Below are 14,300 nucleotides of genomic sequence, written 5' to 3' on the forward strand. Positions count from 1 at the left end.
GGGGTGTGTGTTGCCCCGCCGCCCCCTCAGGGTGGTGGGGGGGGGGGGGCGGGGGGGGGGGGGGGGGGCCCCGGGGGGCGGGGGGGCGGCGCGGGGCGCCCCCCCCCCCCGCGACGCGCCCGCCGTTGAACCGGGCCACCGAGTAGAGGGCGACGGCGAGGGCGGCCCCGAAGTGCGGGATCAGCGGGGTCGTCAGGTTCAGCAGCACGCCGAGGGCGAGGACGGCCGCCAGCGTCCCGAGGGCGTGGCGGCGCCGGAGCACCAGGCACAGCCCGGCCGACACCAGCAGGGCCAGTGCGGGCACGGTCAGGGGCCGGCCTTCGCCGGTGACCCCGAGCGAGTAGCCGGTGAGGTCGACGGCCGCCGCCCCGACGGCCACCAGCGCGTCATTGCGGCTCCAGGCGAACGCCCGGGCCGGCGCCCGGGTCCGGGAACCCGCGGCCGGGTCGGCCGGCGCGCAGGCACCGGCCGACGAGCCGGCGGCTGCGCCCGCGGGCCGGGCTCCCGTGGCGGCGCGGCCCGGCGGGGCGGTCCACGACGTCAGCGGGGAGTCGTGTGTCCTGTCGTGGCGCGTCGGCATGCCCGTGCAGTCCCCTCCCTCGTCACCGGCCCCGCCGGTTGCCTCGCCCGGGCCGCGTACCGGTCCATTCTCGCAGCGCTGCCCCACCCCGCCCCGGGCCCTGAGGAGGGTTCCGACCAGGACCGGAGTCCTGGTCCGAGGGGCGCGCACCGGACCCGGGTCCCGGGGGCGGATCCTCCCCCGCCCCGACGTGTCGGGCCCCGCCGGGTGATGGTCTGAAGGGGCACCGGGGCCGGCAGCCCCGGCCGCACCGTCCGCCGTCCCGTACGAGGAGTCCCCCTTGATCCGCGCCCTGACCGGCTTCGCGATCCGGAGTCCGTGGAAGGTCATCGCCCTCTGGGCGGTGCTCGGGCTCGCCCTGTCCTTCCTCGGCCAAACCCTGGTCTTCCGCGCCACCCAGCCGAGCAACGCCGCGTTCCTGCCCGCGCAGTACGACTCGGCCGCCGCGCTGGAGGTCGCCGAGCGCCACTTCGGGTCCACCCCGGACACGAACCCGCTGACCGTGCTGGTGGCGCGTACCGACGGCGAACCGCTGTCGGCCGAAGACGAACGGCACATCGACGCCGAGGCCGCGAAGCTCTCCCGGCGGTGGGTCGAGATGCCCGTGTCCCGGGACGTCCCGCCCCTGTTCGCCCGGGACCATTCCCAGGTCCCCCGCCTCGCGCCCGCGATGACCGCCCCCGACCGGTCCTTCCGGCTGCTGTCCGCCGAGTTGACGGGCAATCCGGCCGACCCCGGGCTGCAGGCCACCTACCGGGCCTTCCGCGAGCACGCACGGGCCGCCTTCCAGGACGCGGGGCTGCGGACCGGCTTCACCGGCCCCCTGGCGGACACCGTCGACGCGGGCGATGCGGAGAAGACCCGCTCGCTGGTGGCCGGGTTGGTCGTGGTCGGGGCGATCGCACTGCTGCACGTACTGGTCTTCCGCAGCCTCCTCGCCGCGCTGCTGCCGCTCCTCGCGGTCTCGGTCGTGGGCGGCGCGGCCACGGGCACGGTCGTGGTCGCCGCGCTACTGACGGGCGTCGAACTCTCCCCGTCCACCCCGGCGTTGATCAACGTGGTGCTGGTCGGCATCGGCATCGACTACTTCCTGTTCCTGCTGTTCCGCTTCCGCGAGCACCTGCGCGACCGTCCCGGGCGGTCCGGCCGGGCGGCGGCCGCCGCGGTCGCGGGCCGGGTCGGTACGGCGATCACCTCGGCGGCACTCACCATCGTGGCGGCGTTCGCGACGCTCGGGGTGGCCTCCTTCGGCCAGTTCCGGGTGCTGGGCCCGGCCGTCGCGGTCTCCGTCCTGGTGATGCTGCTGGGCAGCCTGACGCTGATGCCGGCGCTCCTGGCCGTGTGCGGGCACCGCATGTTCTGGCCCTCGCGCGCACTGGACCGCCAGCCCCCGGCCGGGGTGGCGGCACGGCTCGGCGGGCTCACGGCCCGGCGCCCGCTGCTCCTCGTCCTCGCCTCCACGGCCCTGCTCGGCGCGCTCGCCGCGGGGCTCGCCGGGATAAGGATGGACTACGGCCAGGGCGGGCCGGGCGGCGGGCGCACCGCGTCCGCCCGTACGGCGGCCGAGATCGCCCGGGCCCTGCCCGCCGGGACGGCGGACCCGACGACCGTGTTCGTCACCGCCGACCACGGCGGGCCGGTGGCGCCCGAGCGACTGGGCGGACTCGCCCGGGCTCTGGCCGGGGTGCACGGTGTGGGCCGCGTGGCCCCGCCCGTGTTGAGCGAGGACGGCCGGGCGGCACGCATCGACCTGTTCCTGGCGGTCGATCCACAACACCAGGAGGCCCGCGACCTCGTGTCCGGACCGGTCCGGGACACGGTCGCCGCGCACCGGCCCGCGGGTACCGAGGCGCACGTCGGCGGCACGGCCGCGGTGTTCGCCGACATCTCCGCCGCGGTGGAGGAGGACCTGCGGGTGGTCTTCCCGGTGGCGGCGGCCCTGATCGCGCTGATCCTGCTCCTTCTGCTGCGGAGCCTGCTCGCCCCGCTGGCCCTGATGGTCTCGGTCGGTCTGGGCTTCGCCGCGACCCTCGGTGCCGCCGCCTTCGTCTTCCAGCACGCGCTGGGCCGGCCGGGCGTGGACTTCACCCTCCCGCTCGTCCTGTTCCTGTTCGTGGTCGCACTGGGCACCGACTACAACATCCTGGTGACGGACCGCATCCGAGAGGAGATGGAACGGCCCGGTCCGGCCCGTGCGGCGGTGGCCCGCGCCGTGCGGCACACCGCGCCGGCCGTCGCGACGGCCGGTCTGGTGCTGGCCGTTTCCTTCGGAAGCCTCGCGGTGAACCCGTCCGCGTCCACCCGGCAAACGGGGTTCGCGACGGCCCTGGGGATCCTGCTCTCCGCGTTCGTCCTGTCCATCGTGTTGGTACCGGCGCTGGCCGCGCTCCTGGGCCGGTCCCTGTGGTGGCCGGGCGCGGCCGCCCCGGCCACCACCGGCCACCACACCGCAGACCGCGGCTGGGGACCGGCGGCCGGACCACGGGCCGAGGACGTCGGAGGCGGGCGGACGCGGCCGCACACCCCCGTCAGCTGACGCGGAACCCGCCCGTGGCGCGGTCCCGGTGGAAGGTCAGCCGGTCCCAGGTGGGGAAGGCGAGGTCCGTGACGGCGAGCAGCCGGCCGGAGTCGTCGTGCAGCACGCGGCGCACGGTCAGGCCGCAGGCGGGGACGGTGGCCTGGGGGTGGCTGCTGCGGGTCATGGTGATGGTCTCGGCGACACGGCCCCGCTCGGCCGCCCGGTCCAGCCACCGGTGGAGGGGGCCGAGGTCCTCGTCGCGCACCGCCGCACGGTCGCGGTAGGCGGCCAGTTCGGGAGTCTGCGCCACGGCGCTCGGGCAGAGGTAGGTCACGGCGTGCTGCAAGGTCTGCCCCGCCGGGCCGCGCTCGCGCCGGTGGTGCACCAGCGTGCGCTCGCCGCCCCGCAGGCCGAGGAGCGGGGCGAGCCCGGGTGGCACGGTGACCAGGGCGAGCCAGCTCTGGGCGACCACGGCCGTGGGCGCCCCGGCCGGGCCCGCGTGGGGTGCGGCGGCCGGCCCGGCCCCCCTCGCACCCCCGGACACGACCTCGGACGCGGCGGGGACCGCGTACTCGTAGGGCCCCTCGGCCCCGTGGGCCCCGTAGACCCTGTCGGCCCCGGACCGCGCGGGCGGGCCGAGGACGGTGGGGGCGCCGGGGACCACGGGCGGCGCGGGCAGGGCCGCACGGGTGCCGCGGCGTTCGGTCACGATGAGGCCGGCCTCCCGCAGGTGCTGCAGCGCCGCCCGGACGGTCTGGCGGTTGACCCCGTGGCGCGCGGCCAGGGTGCGCTCCGAGGGGAGTCTGCCGCCGGGGCCGTGCACGCCGTCTTCGAGCTCCTGCCACAGCGCTGCGGCGATCCGCTGGTACTTGGGGACGGCGGCCGGGCCGCCGTCCCGCGAAGGGGAGGGCATGGCTTCTCCTCTGACGGGGGGTCAAGGAATGCGGACTGCCCACCCAACGTAGCATTGGTCTATACCTCTTGCCCGGGGTGGAACGAGGCCTCGCACCACCTTGGCCGGATCCCGCCGCCCTCCCGGCCTCCGCCTCCCCCGCCCCTACCGCAGGGGGTTCGGCAGCGGGATGTAGCGCGCGTCCGCGCCGTCCGCCCGGGTCCAGCGCAGCAGCAGGTTCGTCTTGGCCGGCAGGGCGGGGGCCGCGAGCAGTTCCGCGACCTCCGGCAGGCCCCGTTCGGCGTCGTAGCGCAGGAACTCCTGGCGCGCGGCGGGCCACACCATGTCCGCCACCGCGGGGTGCGCCTCGGCGAGGGCTCCGGCCACCTCCGCCAAGTGGTTGACGACCAGGCAGTAGACCAGGCGCTGCCAAGCGGCCGCCCGGTCCGGTTCCGGCAGCAGTTTCACGCCCTCCGCATCGCGGAACAGGGCCTGCACCGGCATCCCGTCCCCGTCGAACGCGACCAGGCTGTTCTGGAGGTGGGCCTCCAGGACGGCACCGTGCCGGGCGAACAGCTCCAGCACCGGCGGCACCACCTGGCGCACGTACGCCCGCCACCAGCCGGCCGGATCGCCGGTACGGGTCAGCGGGCTGTCCGCGTACCCCTCGGCGAGGGCGGCGGCGAGCACGGGCACGGCCCCGGGCACCACGTGCGCGCGCAGCCCGTCGCGGACCAGCACGGCGAGCTCCTCGAAGGCGAAGGCGGCGGTGCGGTAGCCGCGGTCGGCGAGCCAGGCCGCGTTCGACCCGGTGTGTTGCCGCAGTGCGGTGAAGCCCGCCTCGACGGCCGCGTCCGTGCGGCGGAGCTTCAGCAGGTCGTGCCGCCACAGCCGGCGTACGTCGTTGGTGATCCGGACGTCGAGGCTGAACTTCACGAAGAGGTCGCCGGCGGCACCGCCACCGGCGGCCACGCCCTGGCCCTCGCCCCCGGGCACGTACACCGTCCGGACCGAGGCGGTGGGCCAGGCTGCCCGCCGCCCCCGGCCGAGGTGCAGCAGCCGCCCGTCGGCGAAGGCCGCGCGGACCGCGACGGATCCGTCGAGCAGCTCCAGCTGCCACGGGTGGGCGGGCAACAGCCGGTAGCCGGCGGGCGGGCGGGGGCCGTCCTGCAGTTCCGCCAGGGCGTCGATCGCGTCGGCCGCGGCGGGTCCGCCCTCCTCCACGACCTGGTCCTCGCGCAGCCCGAGGAAGACCAGCGGGAAGCGGGCGTGGGCCTCCGGCGCGTACGGCAGCCAACTCGCGGCGGGCGCCCCGCCCCGGGCCTTGGGCGCGGGGTGGTGGGGGTGGCCCATGACGAGGGACTGCTCGGACAGGACGTACGGGTCCTCGGGCGGTTCGGCGACGGACCGGGCGCCGAGCAGGGCGGCGATGGCCGCGCGGCTGTCGGCCATCTCGACCGGGAGCTCGTCGTTCGGCGCGCCCGTGTACCGGAGCAGTTCGTCGGCGACGAGCTTCACCAGTGCGGAATGGGCGAGGGGGTGCCAGCCGTCGGCCGTGCCCAGTTCGGGGTGTGCGGGCCGGCGGCCGGGGCGCACCCGCAGCAGCCGGCCACTGCCGCGCAGCCGGTGGACGCCTCCGCCCTCGGGGTCGGCCGCCTCCCGCAGCAGGCAGTTGAGCAGGGGGGCGGCGGCGCGTGCGTCGGCGACGGCGTTGAGGTCCACGGATTCCATTCGGTCCATCCCATGCGCCGGAAGCCCGTTGCGCGGACGACCGGCCGTGATCATCAGTATCCGCGATGATGACGTGATCACCGCAACCATCCGCGAGAGCGAGAGGAACAGGGTGCTGCACCCCGGCATGAACCTCCCCGACTCCCCGGCCGAAGAGGCCGTATCCGCCGAACTGGCCGACGTACGCCCCGAACTCGGTGCCCCGTACGAGTCCGCCCTCGGCGGCGCCCGGGCCGCGGTGCTGACCCGGCTGTGGCGGGCGCTGGCGTACGAACCGCTGCCGTGGGTCGTGCGCCGCGAGCGGGGCTCAGGCGGCCTGGCCCTCCTGCTGGCCGACGGCAGGCGACTGGAGGGCCCGCCCGCGGACCCGTACGCCACCGGCGCGCACGTGGCCGAGCTACTCCTCGACGGCACCCCGTACCGGCAGGCCGGGCGGCTGATGGCGGCCCTGCGCGTGCCGCACGGGGACGCGTTCGCCGCCGAGCTCGACGGCAGCACCGCCTCGCTGGCCCTCTCGCGGGCGGGACAGCCGTCCGCGGGCGAGCCGGACCCGGAGACCACCCGGGAGTGGGAGCAGCGGGTGGTCGACGGGCACCCGTACCACCCGAACTGCCGTTCCCGCCCCGGGTTCTCGGTGGCCGAGCAGCTGGCGTACGCACCCGAGCACCGGCCGGTGGTGCAGCTCGGGCTGGTGTCCGTACGGGCCGAGGAGTGCTTGGTCACGGGCGACTGGCCGGCGGAGCTGCGGGCCGGGGGCCGGATCCTGCTGCCGGTGCACCCCTGGCAGGCGGAGCACGTCCTGAAGCAGACGGGCCGGGGACCGGACGCGCTGCACCCGGGTGGGACGGCGCATCCGCTGATGGCGCTGCGCACGCTCAGCCCGACGGCGGGCGGTGCGCACGTCAAGACGGCGCTGAGCACCCGTCTGACCTCCTCCGTGCGGGACATCTCGGGCTATTCGATCGAGACGGCGGAGGCGGTGTCCGCCTTCGCGCAAGCGCTGGCCGAGCGGCTGGACGGGCGGCTGCACATCACCCGCACCCTGGGTGCGGCGGCGCACGACCCGGACCTGGCCGCGGTGCTGCGCGAGCCTCCGGAGGCGTACGCGGACGCGGCGGCGGGCGAACGGGTGGTGCCGGTGGCGGCGCTGGCCGGGGCGGCGTTCGCCCGTTCGGCGGCGTGGCAGGCGGCGTTCGCCCGCCTCGCGCTCTCCGTGTGCCTGCGGGTGCTGGACCTCGGGGTGGCGCTGGAGGCCCACGGGCAGAACCTCCTCGTGGTCCTCTCCGCCGACCACGCCCCGCTGCGGCTGGTCTACCGGGACCTGGCCGACATCCGGATCAGTCCGGCCCGGCTCGCCCGACACGGCGTGCCGGCGCCGCCGGTGTCGGGCCGGCTGGTCACCGACGACGTGACGGCCTTGCGGCGCAAGTTGTTCGGCTCCCTGCTGGCCGGAGCCCTGGGGTCCACGGCCGGGTCGGCAGGGGCCTTCGCGGAGGTGCTCGGGCGGGCGGCGGACGGGCTGGCGCCCACCGCCGACACCGGCGCGCTGCTGGGCGCTCCGCTGCCGGCGAAGGCGCTGACCCTGATGCGGCTCAGCCCGGGGCTGCCGGGCGACCAGTGGACCGGCCTGGACAACCCGCTGATCGGTGGTGAGTCGGGCGGGCGCGCGGGCTAGTCTCCGGGGGCATGAGCGAGACCTCGTACCTGAGCTCCGTACGGGCGTCCTACGACGCCGTTGCCGTCGACTACGCCCGGCTGTTCGGGTCGGACCTGGACGGCAGACCGCTCGACCGGGCCATGCTGGCGGCCTTCGCCGAGTGCGTGCGGGGCGGAGGGGGCCGCGGGGCGGCCGGCCGGGTGGTCGCCGACCTGGGCTGCGGTCCGGGCCGGATCACCGCCCACCTGGACGCGCTCGGCCTACGGGCCTTCGGGGTCGACCTCTCGCCGGCGATGGTGGCGGTGGCCCGGCGGACCTATCCGGGCCTGCGGTTCGAGGTGGGTTCCATGGCCGCGCTGGACGTGGCGGACGGCGTGCTCGACGGGGTCCTGGCCTGGTACTCCACGGTGCACACCCCGCCGGCCGGGCTGCCGCCGCTGTTCGCGGAGTTCGCGCGGGTGCTGGCTCCGGGCGGGCATCTGCTGATCGCGTTCAAGGCAGGCGACCGGCGGATCCGCCTGGAGCACGCGTACGGGCACCGGGTCGACCTGGACGTGTACTGGACGCCCCCAGAGCTGATCGCCGAACTGCTGGCCGATGCCGGACTGGCCGAGGTGGCCCGCCTGGTACGGCAGCCCGGTGCCCGGGAGGCGGGCCCGCAGGGCTTCCTGCTGGCCCGCCGCGCCGGCGGAGCGGAGCAGGCAGCCGGGGAGGCCGCGGCCCGGGAGGTGGAACCCGCCACCTCCGGGCCGGAACCCGCCGCCGGGCCGGGGCCGGCTCCGGCGCGCTGACGGGCCGCCGGACGGCCGTCGGCCGTTCGGGGGGCAGCGGGGCGGCGGCGGTCCCGCCTGCACGGGGATCGGCGCGGGCGATGGCAGGAAGGAGGAATGAGCCTCCACCGACGCCAACTCCTGGCCGGCGCCCCCCTGGCCGTCCTCGCGGCCGCCGGGTCCTGCCTCGGAGCGGGCTCGGGGTCCGCCGCCGGGGCTGATCCGGGTTCCGCCGCCCGGCCCGGCGCGGGTTCCCCCGTCCGGTCGGGCCCCGGGTCCGGCACCCGGTCGGCGGCCGGTGCGGGAGCGCCCGGCCGGGGCCCGGACTACGGGGCGCTCGCCCGCGGCATCGACGGGCGGGTCATCCTGCCGGGCGACCCCGGCTACCCGGAGGCCCGGCAACTGTTCCAGCCGCGCTACGACACCGTCGCCCCGGCCGCCGTGGCCTACCCGGCGCACGCCGGGGACGTGGCCGTCTGCCTGGACTTCGCCCGCCGCTGCGCGGTGCCGGTCGTACCGCGCTCCGGCGGCCACAGCTACGCCGGCTGGTCCACCTGCGCGGACGGGCTCGTCGTGGACGTCAGCGCCATGGACGGCGTGGTTCCGTCGGGCGCCGGAGTGCGGATCGGCGCGGGCGCCCGGCTCGGCGACGTCAACCGGACCCTCGCCGCCCACGGTCGCGGCATCCCGACCGGACTGTGCCCCACCGTGGGCATCGCCGGGCTCACCCTCGGCGGCGGGCTGGGCCTCGCCTCCCGGGCGTACGGGGCCACCTGCGACCGTCTCACCGGCGCGACCGCGGTCACCCCGGACGGCGTCGTGCGGGAGGTCGACGCCCTCCGGGAGCCGGACCTGTTCTGGGCCCTGCGCGGCGGCGGGGGCGGCAACTTCGCCGTGGTCACCGAACTCCGCTTCGACACCCACCCGGCCGCGGACTGTGCCTACGCCGAACTCCAGTGGACCGACTCCGACGCGGACTCCTCGGCCGTGCTCCACGGCTGGCAGCGCTGGCTGCCCGCCCTGCCCGAACCGTTCTGGAGCCAGGTGGAGTTCCTCCTTCCGTCCGGCCCGCCGCCACCGCCCACCGTCCGCGTGCTCTGCCTCGACGGGCGCGCCGAGCTCGACCGGCAGCTGACCCGGCTGGCCGATCTGGTCGGCAGGCCGTCCCGCGACGCCCGCACCGTCGTCCGCGGCTACGAAGAGACCCTGCGGGCCATGTCCGGCTGCTCGGAGCGGACCGCCGCCCAGTGCCGACTGCCCGGCGCGCTGCCGGGCCGTGGCGCCGAGGGCCGGATCGACCGGGACTCCTACGGCGCCCGCTCGGACTTCTGGCCGGCCGCCGGACTCCCGGACCCTGCGGTGGCCGCGGTCCTGGCCCGGGTGCGCCGGTACGCGCGGGACGTTCCCTCCGGTGGCACGGGCGTCGTGCAGTTCACCGGGGACTGCGGCGGCGCCGTGAACCGGCCGGCGCCCGCCGACACCGCGTTCGTGCACCGCGACAGCGCCTTCCTCACCCAGTACTTGGCCTACTGGCCCGCGACCGCCACGGCCGCCGGGGCCGCCCGGCACCTGGCGTGGCTCGACGGGCTCTGGCAGGACCTGCGCCCCTGGGCGGGCGGGCGCGCGTACCAGAACTACATCGACCCGAAGCTGCCCGGCTGGCGCACGGCCTACTACGGGCCGAACCTCGCCCGCCTCGAAGAGGTCCGGCGCGCCCACGACCCGGGGCGGCTGTTCCGTTTCCCCCAGGCCGTCTAGCGGAGCCCCAAGGAGCCCGACATGCGACGACTGTTGACGGTGGCGGCGATCGCAGCCGCCCTACTGCTGCCGAGCGGGCCGCTGCCCGTGGCCGAGGCGGGCAGCGGTACGCCGCCGGCGACCGGCAGGTGGTCAGCCCGGGAGGCGGAGGCGTTCTGGACGGCCGACCGGATGGCGTCCGCCGCCCCCGTCAACGCGGGCACCCCCGACGGTCCGGCCGCGGCCGCCGAACCCCCGGGCACCGGCACGGACTTCGACGGGATCCCGGTCGTCGGCCGCATGTTCGTCATGAAGGACGGCGGCGCGTACTTCTGCACCGCCAGCGTGGTCTCCTCCCCCGGCCGCAACCTGGTGCTCAGCGCGGCGCACTGCCTGCTCGGCACCGACGCCCGGCAGGTGGCGTTCGTACCGCTGTACACGGCGGAGAACCCGCAGCCGTACGGCATGTTCCCCGTGCTGCGGGACGCGCAGGGGCGGTCGAAGGTGTGGATCGACCCGCGCTACAAGAGCCTCGGGGCCGACGCGGCGGCCACCCTCGACGTGGCGTTCGCACAGGTCGGCCCGGATGCCGACGGGTTCCCGGTCGAGGAGGTGGTCGGCGGGAACCGGCTGGTCACCGACGCGGGCTACGCGCACCCGCAGGTGACGCTGATCGGCTACCCGGCGTCCGCGGCGCGGCCCCGGCTGTGCGTCAACCGCACGACGGAGTTCACGAGTACCGATCCGGGCATCCCCGGGACCTTCCTGCGGATCGACTGCACCGGCTACCCGGGCGGGACCAGCGGTGGCCCGTTCCTGACCCACTACGACGAGGAGACCGAGACGGGGAACGTCGTCGGGGTCATCGGCGGCTGGAAGACCGGCGGGGAGACCGCGGACACCTCGTACAGCTCCTACTTCGGGGCCGACGTCAGGAAGCTGTACCAGAAGGCTGTTGCCGAGGCAGCGGCGGGGTGACCACCCGCACCCAGCGGGTCCGCCGCGGGTTGCCCACGCTGCGGGGCGTCGCCGGGACCTCGTCGGCGTCCAGCGGGTCGGCGGGCGCGAGGGCGAACTGGCGGCGCAGGTCGGCGAGGGCGGCGTGGACCGGTGCCAGGATGACCTCGGCACGCGGGTGGAGACACGCCAGCGCGTGCGCGGTGGTCTCGATGGTCTCGGCGGCGTCCTCGGCCGCCGTACGGCTCCACCCGCCGGTCCGGGCGGAGCTCCAGGGGGCGACGGCGTCGTAGAGGTGACAGGCGGCGTCGGCCGCGGCGTCGGCCCGCTCCCCGACGCCGGGGGCCGCGAGGGTCGGCAACTGCTCCATGCCGGGTCAACGAGCGGGACGGCCGCGGGGAACGAGCCGGCCCGCCCGTATCAGCCGGCCGGCCCGGTGCGGCGCCGCAGCCGTCGGGCGGCGGCCTGTGCGCCGGCCGCGGTGGCGGCGGCCAGGGCCAGCCCGAGCGCCGCGTCGCGCGGCCGGGTCGGCCGCAGCACCCCGGCGCGCCGGAGCCTGCCGCGGGCCCAGACGGTGAACGGGACGACGAGCAGCGGCGAGGTGACCACGCCGGGGGTGTAGCCGCGGGTGGCTGCGGCCTGGGCGACGTGGACCAGGCCGTGCAGGCCGAAGGCGTTCAGGGAGGCCTGGTAGAAGGCGGACCGCCCGCCGGTGCGGTACCCGTCGGCTGCGGCGGCGCCCACGACGACGGCCGCGACGGCGACCGCGGTGGCGAACTCCCGCCCGTCCACCGAGCCGAGGCGGTCCCACACCCGGTCGGGCACCCCGGGGTGGCGGGCCCGCAGCACGGGGACCCGGTCGCGGGACCAGCGCCCCATCGTCGCGATCTCCTCCGTGTCGTGCACGGCCCAGGCTGCCAGCAGACCGAGCGTGGCCGCTGCGGTGACGCCGGCCGGAGCAGTGGCCGGTGCAGGGGGCATGGCGGGGGTCCCGGGTGCGCTCATGGGCCACAGTCTGCAAGATCGACAGCCGCGGCGGGAGCGGTATTCGGCCGAACTCGCCTTCAGCGCACACCAGATGCCGGTCCCGGGGTCGGCCCCCGTACGACATCCGGGCGGTGGCCAGGGGCGCCTTCGCGGCGCATACGCTGGTCGGACCATGAGCGATCGCGATGAGCCCCGCAGCCGTTCCCGGTTCCGCCGGCGCCCCCGCGCGGTGGAAACCGACCCCGCGCCCGCGCCCGCGGCCGGCGTCGCAGCCGCCGACCCCGACCCCGACCCCGGCCCCACCCCTGCACCGGCACCGGCACCGGCACCGGCCCCTGCGGGACGCGGAACGCGGGCGCCGACGGCCCGGCTCGGCCGGATGCTGCGCTCGCCCGTCCGGCCGGGGGAACCGCTGTTCGCGCAGGCACCGAAGGCCTGGCAGCGGCTGCTGCCCTTCGCCGTGACCGCGGCGTGCGTGGCGTCCCTCCTGCCCGTCACGGTCGTGGTGCTGAGCGACGCGTACGGGGTCGGCGGAGGCTGGGCGGGGGCGCTGGGCGTGGCCCAGACCGTGCCGCTGCTGCTGGCCTTGACCCGGCCGCTGCGCGCCTGGGCGGTCGTGCTGGGCGCGGACACGGTGGGGGCACTGGTGGTGCTCCAGTCCGACGGCCTGACGGGGCTCGCCTGGCCGTGGACCCCGATGGGCATCGTCGGCTACCTGGTGGTGATGGTGTGCCTGGGGCTGCGCGAGCCCGTCAGGACGCTGGTCGGGGTCTGGCTGACGACGGGTGCGGTAGGGGTGGTACTGGACTTCTTCCAGCCGGCGGGGACGACGGACACCGTCGCCCTCCTCTTCGTCCTGAGCGGGGCGCTGCTCGCCGTGACGGGGTCCCTGCGCGGTCTCGGCGACGCCCAGCGGCGGATCGCCGAGCAGGAGAGCATCAGCGAGGCGGAGCGGGCCCGGCGCACGTTGCTGGAGGAACGGGCGCGGATCGCCCGCGAGTTGCACGACGTGGTGGCCCACCACATGTCGGTGATCACCGTGCAGGCGGATTCCGCGCCGTACCGGCTGCCGGGCATGGCGGAGCCGGTGCGCGAGGAGTTCGCGGCGATCGCGGCGAGCGCGCGGGAGTCGCTGGGCGAGATGCGGCGGCTGCTGACGGTGCTGCGCAGCGACCAAGGGAACGGAGCGGACGGCGGCGCCGGCGGCCCGGGCGGTGCGGGCGGTGCGGCCGGTGCCGAACGGGCGCCGCAGCCCGGCATCCGCCGCATCCAGCAGCTCGTCGAGGCGACCGTACGGGCCGGACAGCCGGTGGAGTCGTCGCTGGCCGCCGGGGCGGACGAGGCGGTTCCGCCGGCCGTGGGCCTGTCGGCGTACCGGATCGTACAGGAGGCCCTCGCGAACGTGGTGCGGCACGCCCCCGGGGCGCGGGCCCGCGTGTCGGTGACGTACGACGCGCAGGAGGTCCTGGTCCTCGTCGTCAACGGGCCCGGCCGGGACGGCGCTGCGGTGCTGGAGACCGCGGGCACCGGGCACGGCCTGGTGGGGATGCGCGAGCGCGTACGGTTGACGGGCGGGACGCTGGACACCGGTCCGCTGCCCGACGGCGGCTTCCGGGTGGCCGCCCGCCTGCCCCTGAACGGATCGAGCGAGGACGCCAGTTGACCATCCGAGTGATCGTCGTCGACGACCAGGCCATGGTGCGTGCCGGTTTCGCCGCGCTGCTGTCGGCACAGGCCGACATCGATGTGGTGGGCGAAGCCCCCGACGGGCGGCAGGGGGTGGCCCTGGCCCGGTCGGTCCACCCAGACGTGGTGCTGATGGACGTGCGGATGCCGGAGCTGGACGGGCTGAGCGCGGCCCGGGAGGTCCTCGACCCGCCGCCCGGGGTGGTGCACCGGCCCAAGGTGCTGATGCTGACCACCTTCGACATCGACGACTACGTGTACGAGGCGCTGCGCGCCGGCGCGTCCGGGTTCCTGCTGAAGGACGCGCCGCCCGCCGACCTGATCTCGGCGGTCCGGGTCGTCGCGTCGGGCGAGGCCCTGCTGGCGCCCTCGGTGACGCGGCGTCTGATCGCGGACTTCGTGCGGCGGCAGCGGCCGGCCCCGCGCCGGGACCCGGCGCTCCGACTGAACGGGCTGACCCCGCGCGAGAGCGAGGTGCTGGAGCTGATCGCGCGGGGGCTGTCGAACCAGGAGATCGCCGGGCACCTGGTGGTGGCCGAGCAGACGGTGAAGACGCACATCGGGCGGGTGCTGGCCAAGTTGGACCTGCGCGACCGGGCGCAGGCGGTGATCTTCGCGTACGAGGCGGGAGTCGTGCGTCCCGGCGACGGCGGCTGACCTCTTCCCCGGCCGGCCCGGTCGGGTACTCCTCCACCCCCTACCCGGGTATGAAGTCCCGCTTGGCTCCCCGGTCCGACGCGGCGGCGGACACCTCCTTCCTACCTTCCTCGGCGTCACGAGGAGAG

The 14,300-nt window shown here is 76.5% G+C and carries 11 protein-coding genes and 1 pseudogene; 7 read left to right on the forward strand and 5 right to left on the reverse strand.

The window, feature by feature from the left end; genetic code table 11:
* Positions 1-580: pseudogene (locus ACFV7Q_RS13445) on the reverse strand (hypothetical protein); the annotation flags it as partial.
* 280 nt (positions 581-860) lie between these two features.
* Here ACFV7Q_RS13445 and ACFV7Q_RS13450 point away from each other — a divergent pair.
* Positions 861-3,116 (forward strand): MMPL family transporter, encoded by a 2,256-nt coding sequence (locus ACFV7Q_RS13450; RefSeq protein WP_385427823.1) that lies wholly within the window; start codon positions 861-863, stop codon positions 3,114-3,116.
* Here the strand turns inward: ACFV7Q_RS13450 and ACFV7Q_RS13455 are convergent.
* Positions 3,109-4,011, reverse strand: a complete 903-nt coding sequence (locus ACFV7Q_RS13455) for a GntR family transcriptional regulator (protein WP_385427826.1) — start codon at positions 4,009-4,011, stop codon at positions 3,109-3,111. The genes ACFV7Q_RS13450 and ACFV7Q_RS13455 overlap by 8 nt on opposite strands.
* A 144-nt stretch (positions 4,012-4,155) precedes the next feature.
* On the reverse strand, positions 4,156-5,730 hold the full coding sequence (locus ACFV7Q_RS13460) for an IucA/IucC family protein (RefSeq protein WP_385427829.1): 1,575 nt from the start codon (positions 5,728-5,730) through the stop codon (positions 4,156-4,158).
* Between the two features lie 118 nt (positions 5,731-5,848).
* Here ACFV7Q_RS13460 and ACFV7Q_RS13465 point away from each other — a divergent pair, with 118 nt between their 5' ends.
* The 4 genes from ACFV7Q_RS13465 (at position 5,849) to ACFV7Q_RS13480 (ending at position 10,863) form a co-directional block, all read left to right on the forward strand.
* Positions 5,849-7,396: an IucA/IucC family protein gene (locus tag ACFV7Q_RS13465; protein ID WP_385427913.1), complete on the forward strand. Its 1,548-nt coding sequence runs from the start codon at positions 5,849-5,851 to the stop codon at positions 7,394-7,396.
* Positions 7,397-7,407: 11 nt separating this feature from the next.
* The gene (locus ACFV7Q_RS13470) at positions 7,408-8,169 is read left to right on the forward strand and encodes a class I SAM-dependent methyltransferase (protein ID WP_385427832.1); all 762 of its coding nucleotides are present in this window, start codon (positions 7,408-7,410) and stop codon (positions 8,167-8,169) included.
* Positions 8,170-8,265: 96 nt separating this feature from the next.
* Complete coding sequence (locus ACFV7Q_RS13475) at positions 8,266-9,906, forward strand: FAD-binding oxidoreductase (protein WP_385427835.1); 1,641 nt, start codon at positions 8,266-8,268, stop codon at positions 9,904-9,906.
* A gap of 21 nt (positions 9,907-9,927) precedes the next feature.
* The gene (locus ACFV7Q_RS13480) at positions 9,928-10,863 is read left to right on the forward strand and encodes a serine protease (RefSeq protein WP_385427838.1); all 936 of its coding nucleotides are present in this window, start codon (positions 9,928-9,930) and stop codon (positions 10,861-10,863) included.
* Here ACFV7Q_RS13480 and ACFV7Q_RS13485 read toward each other — a convergent pair.
* Positions 10,817-11,212: a hypothetical protein gene (locus ACFV7Q_RS13485; protein WP_385427841.1), complete on the reverse strand. Its 396-nt coding sequence runs from the start codon at positions 11,210-11,212 to the stop codon at positions 10,817-10,819. The two genes, ACFV7Q_RS13480 and ACFV7Q_RS13485, sit on opposite strands and share 47 nt — an antisense overlap.
* A 50-nt stretch (positions 11,213-11,262) precedes the next feature.
* The gene (locus ACFV7Q_RS13490; RefSeq protein WP_385427843.1) at positions 11,263-11,847 is read right to left on the reverse strand and encodes an HXXEE domain-containing protein; all 585 of its coding nucleotides are present in this window, start codon (positions 11,845-11,847) and stop codon (positions 11,263-11,265) included.
* Between the two features lie 154 nt (positions 11,848-12,001).
* Between ACFV7Q_RS13490 and ACFV7Q_RS13495 the strand changes: the two genes are divergently transcribed.
* Positions 12,002-13,492 (forward strand): sensor histidine kinase, encoded by a 1,491-nt coding sequence (locus ACFV7Q_RS13495; protein WP_385427845.1) that lies wholly within the window; start codon positions 12,002-12,004, stop codon positions 13,490-13,492.
* On the forward strand, positions 13,489-14,172 hold the full coding sequence (locus ACFV7Q_RS13500; RefSeq protein ID WP_385427848.1) for a response regulator: 684 nt from the start codon (positions 13,489-13,491) through the stop codon (positions 14,170-14,172). Before ACFV7Q_RS13495 ends, ACFV7Q_RS13500 begins: the two co-directional genes overlap by 4 nt.
* Positions 14,173-14,300: the final 128 nt, after the last annotated feature.

It is taken from the genome of Streptomyces sp. NPDC059851 (genome assembly GCF_042732005.1).
In the GTDB taxonomy this organism is placed as follows: Bacteria; Actinomycetota; Actinomycetes; order Streptomycetales; family Streptomycetaceae; genus Streptomyces.

Bases quoted from the DNA above. Each gene is read 5' to 3' on its own strand.
- ACFV7Q_RS13455 (WP_385427826.1), bottom strand. From the start codon at position 4,011: ATGCCCTCCCCTTCGCGGGACGGCGGCCCGGCCGCCGTCCCCAAGTAC.
- ACFV7Q_RS13460 (WP_385427829.1), bottom strand. From the start codon at position 5,730: ATGGACCGAATGGAATCCGTGGACCTCAACGCCGTCGCCGACGCACGC.
- ACFV7Q_RS13465 (WP_385427913.1), top strand. From the start codon at position 5,849: ATGAACCTCCCCGACTCCCCGGCCGAAGAGGCCGTATCCGCCGAACTG.
- ACFV7Q_RS13470 (WP_385427832.1), top strand. From the start codon at position 7,408: ATGAGCGAGACCTCGTACCTGAGCTCCGTACGGGCGTCCTACGACGCC.
- ACFV7Q_RS13475 (WP_385427835.1), top strand. From the start codon at position 8,266: ATGAGCCTCCACCGACGCCAACTCCTGGCCGGCGCCCCCCTGGCCGTC.
- ACFV7Q_RS13480 (WP_385427838.1), top strand. From the start codon at position 9,928: ATGCGACGACTGTTGACGGTGGCGGCGATCGCAGCCGCCCTACTGCTG.
- ACFV7Q_RS13485 (WP_385427841.1), bottom strand. From the start codon at position 11,212: ATGGAGCAGTTGCCGACCCTCGCGGCCCCCGGCGTCGGGGAGCGGGCC.
- ACFV7Q_RS13490 (WP_385427843.1), bottom strand. From the start codon at position 11,847: ATGAGCGCACCCGGGACCCCCGCCATGCCCCCTGCACCGGCCACTGCT.
- ACFV7Q_RS13495 (WP_385427845.1), top strand. From the start codon at position 12,002: ATGAGCGATCGCGATGAGCCCCGCAGCCGTTCCCGGTTCCGCCGGCGC.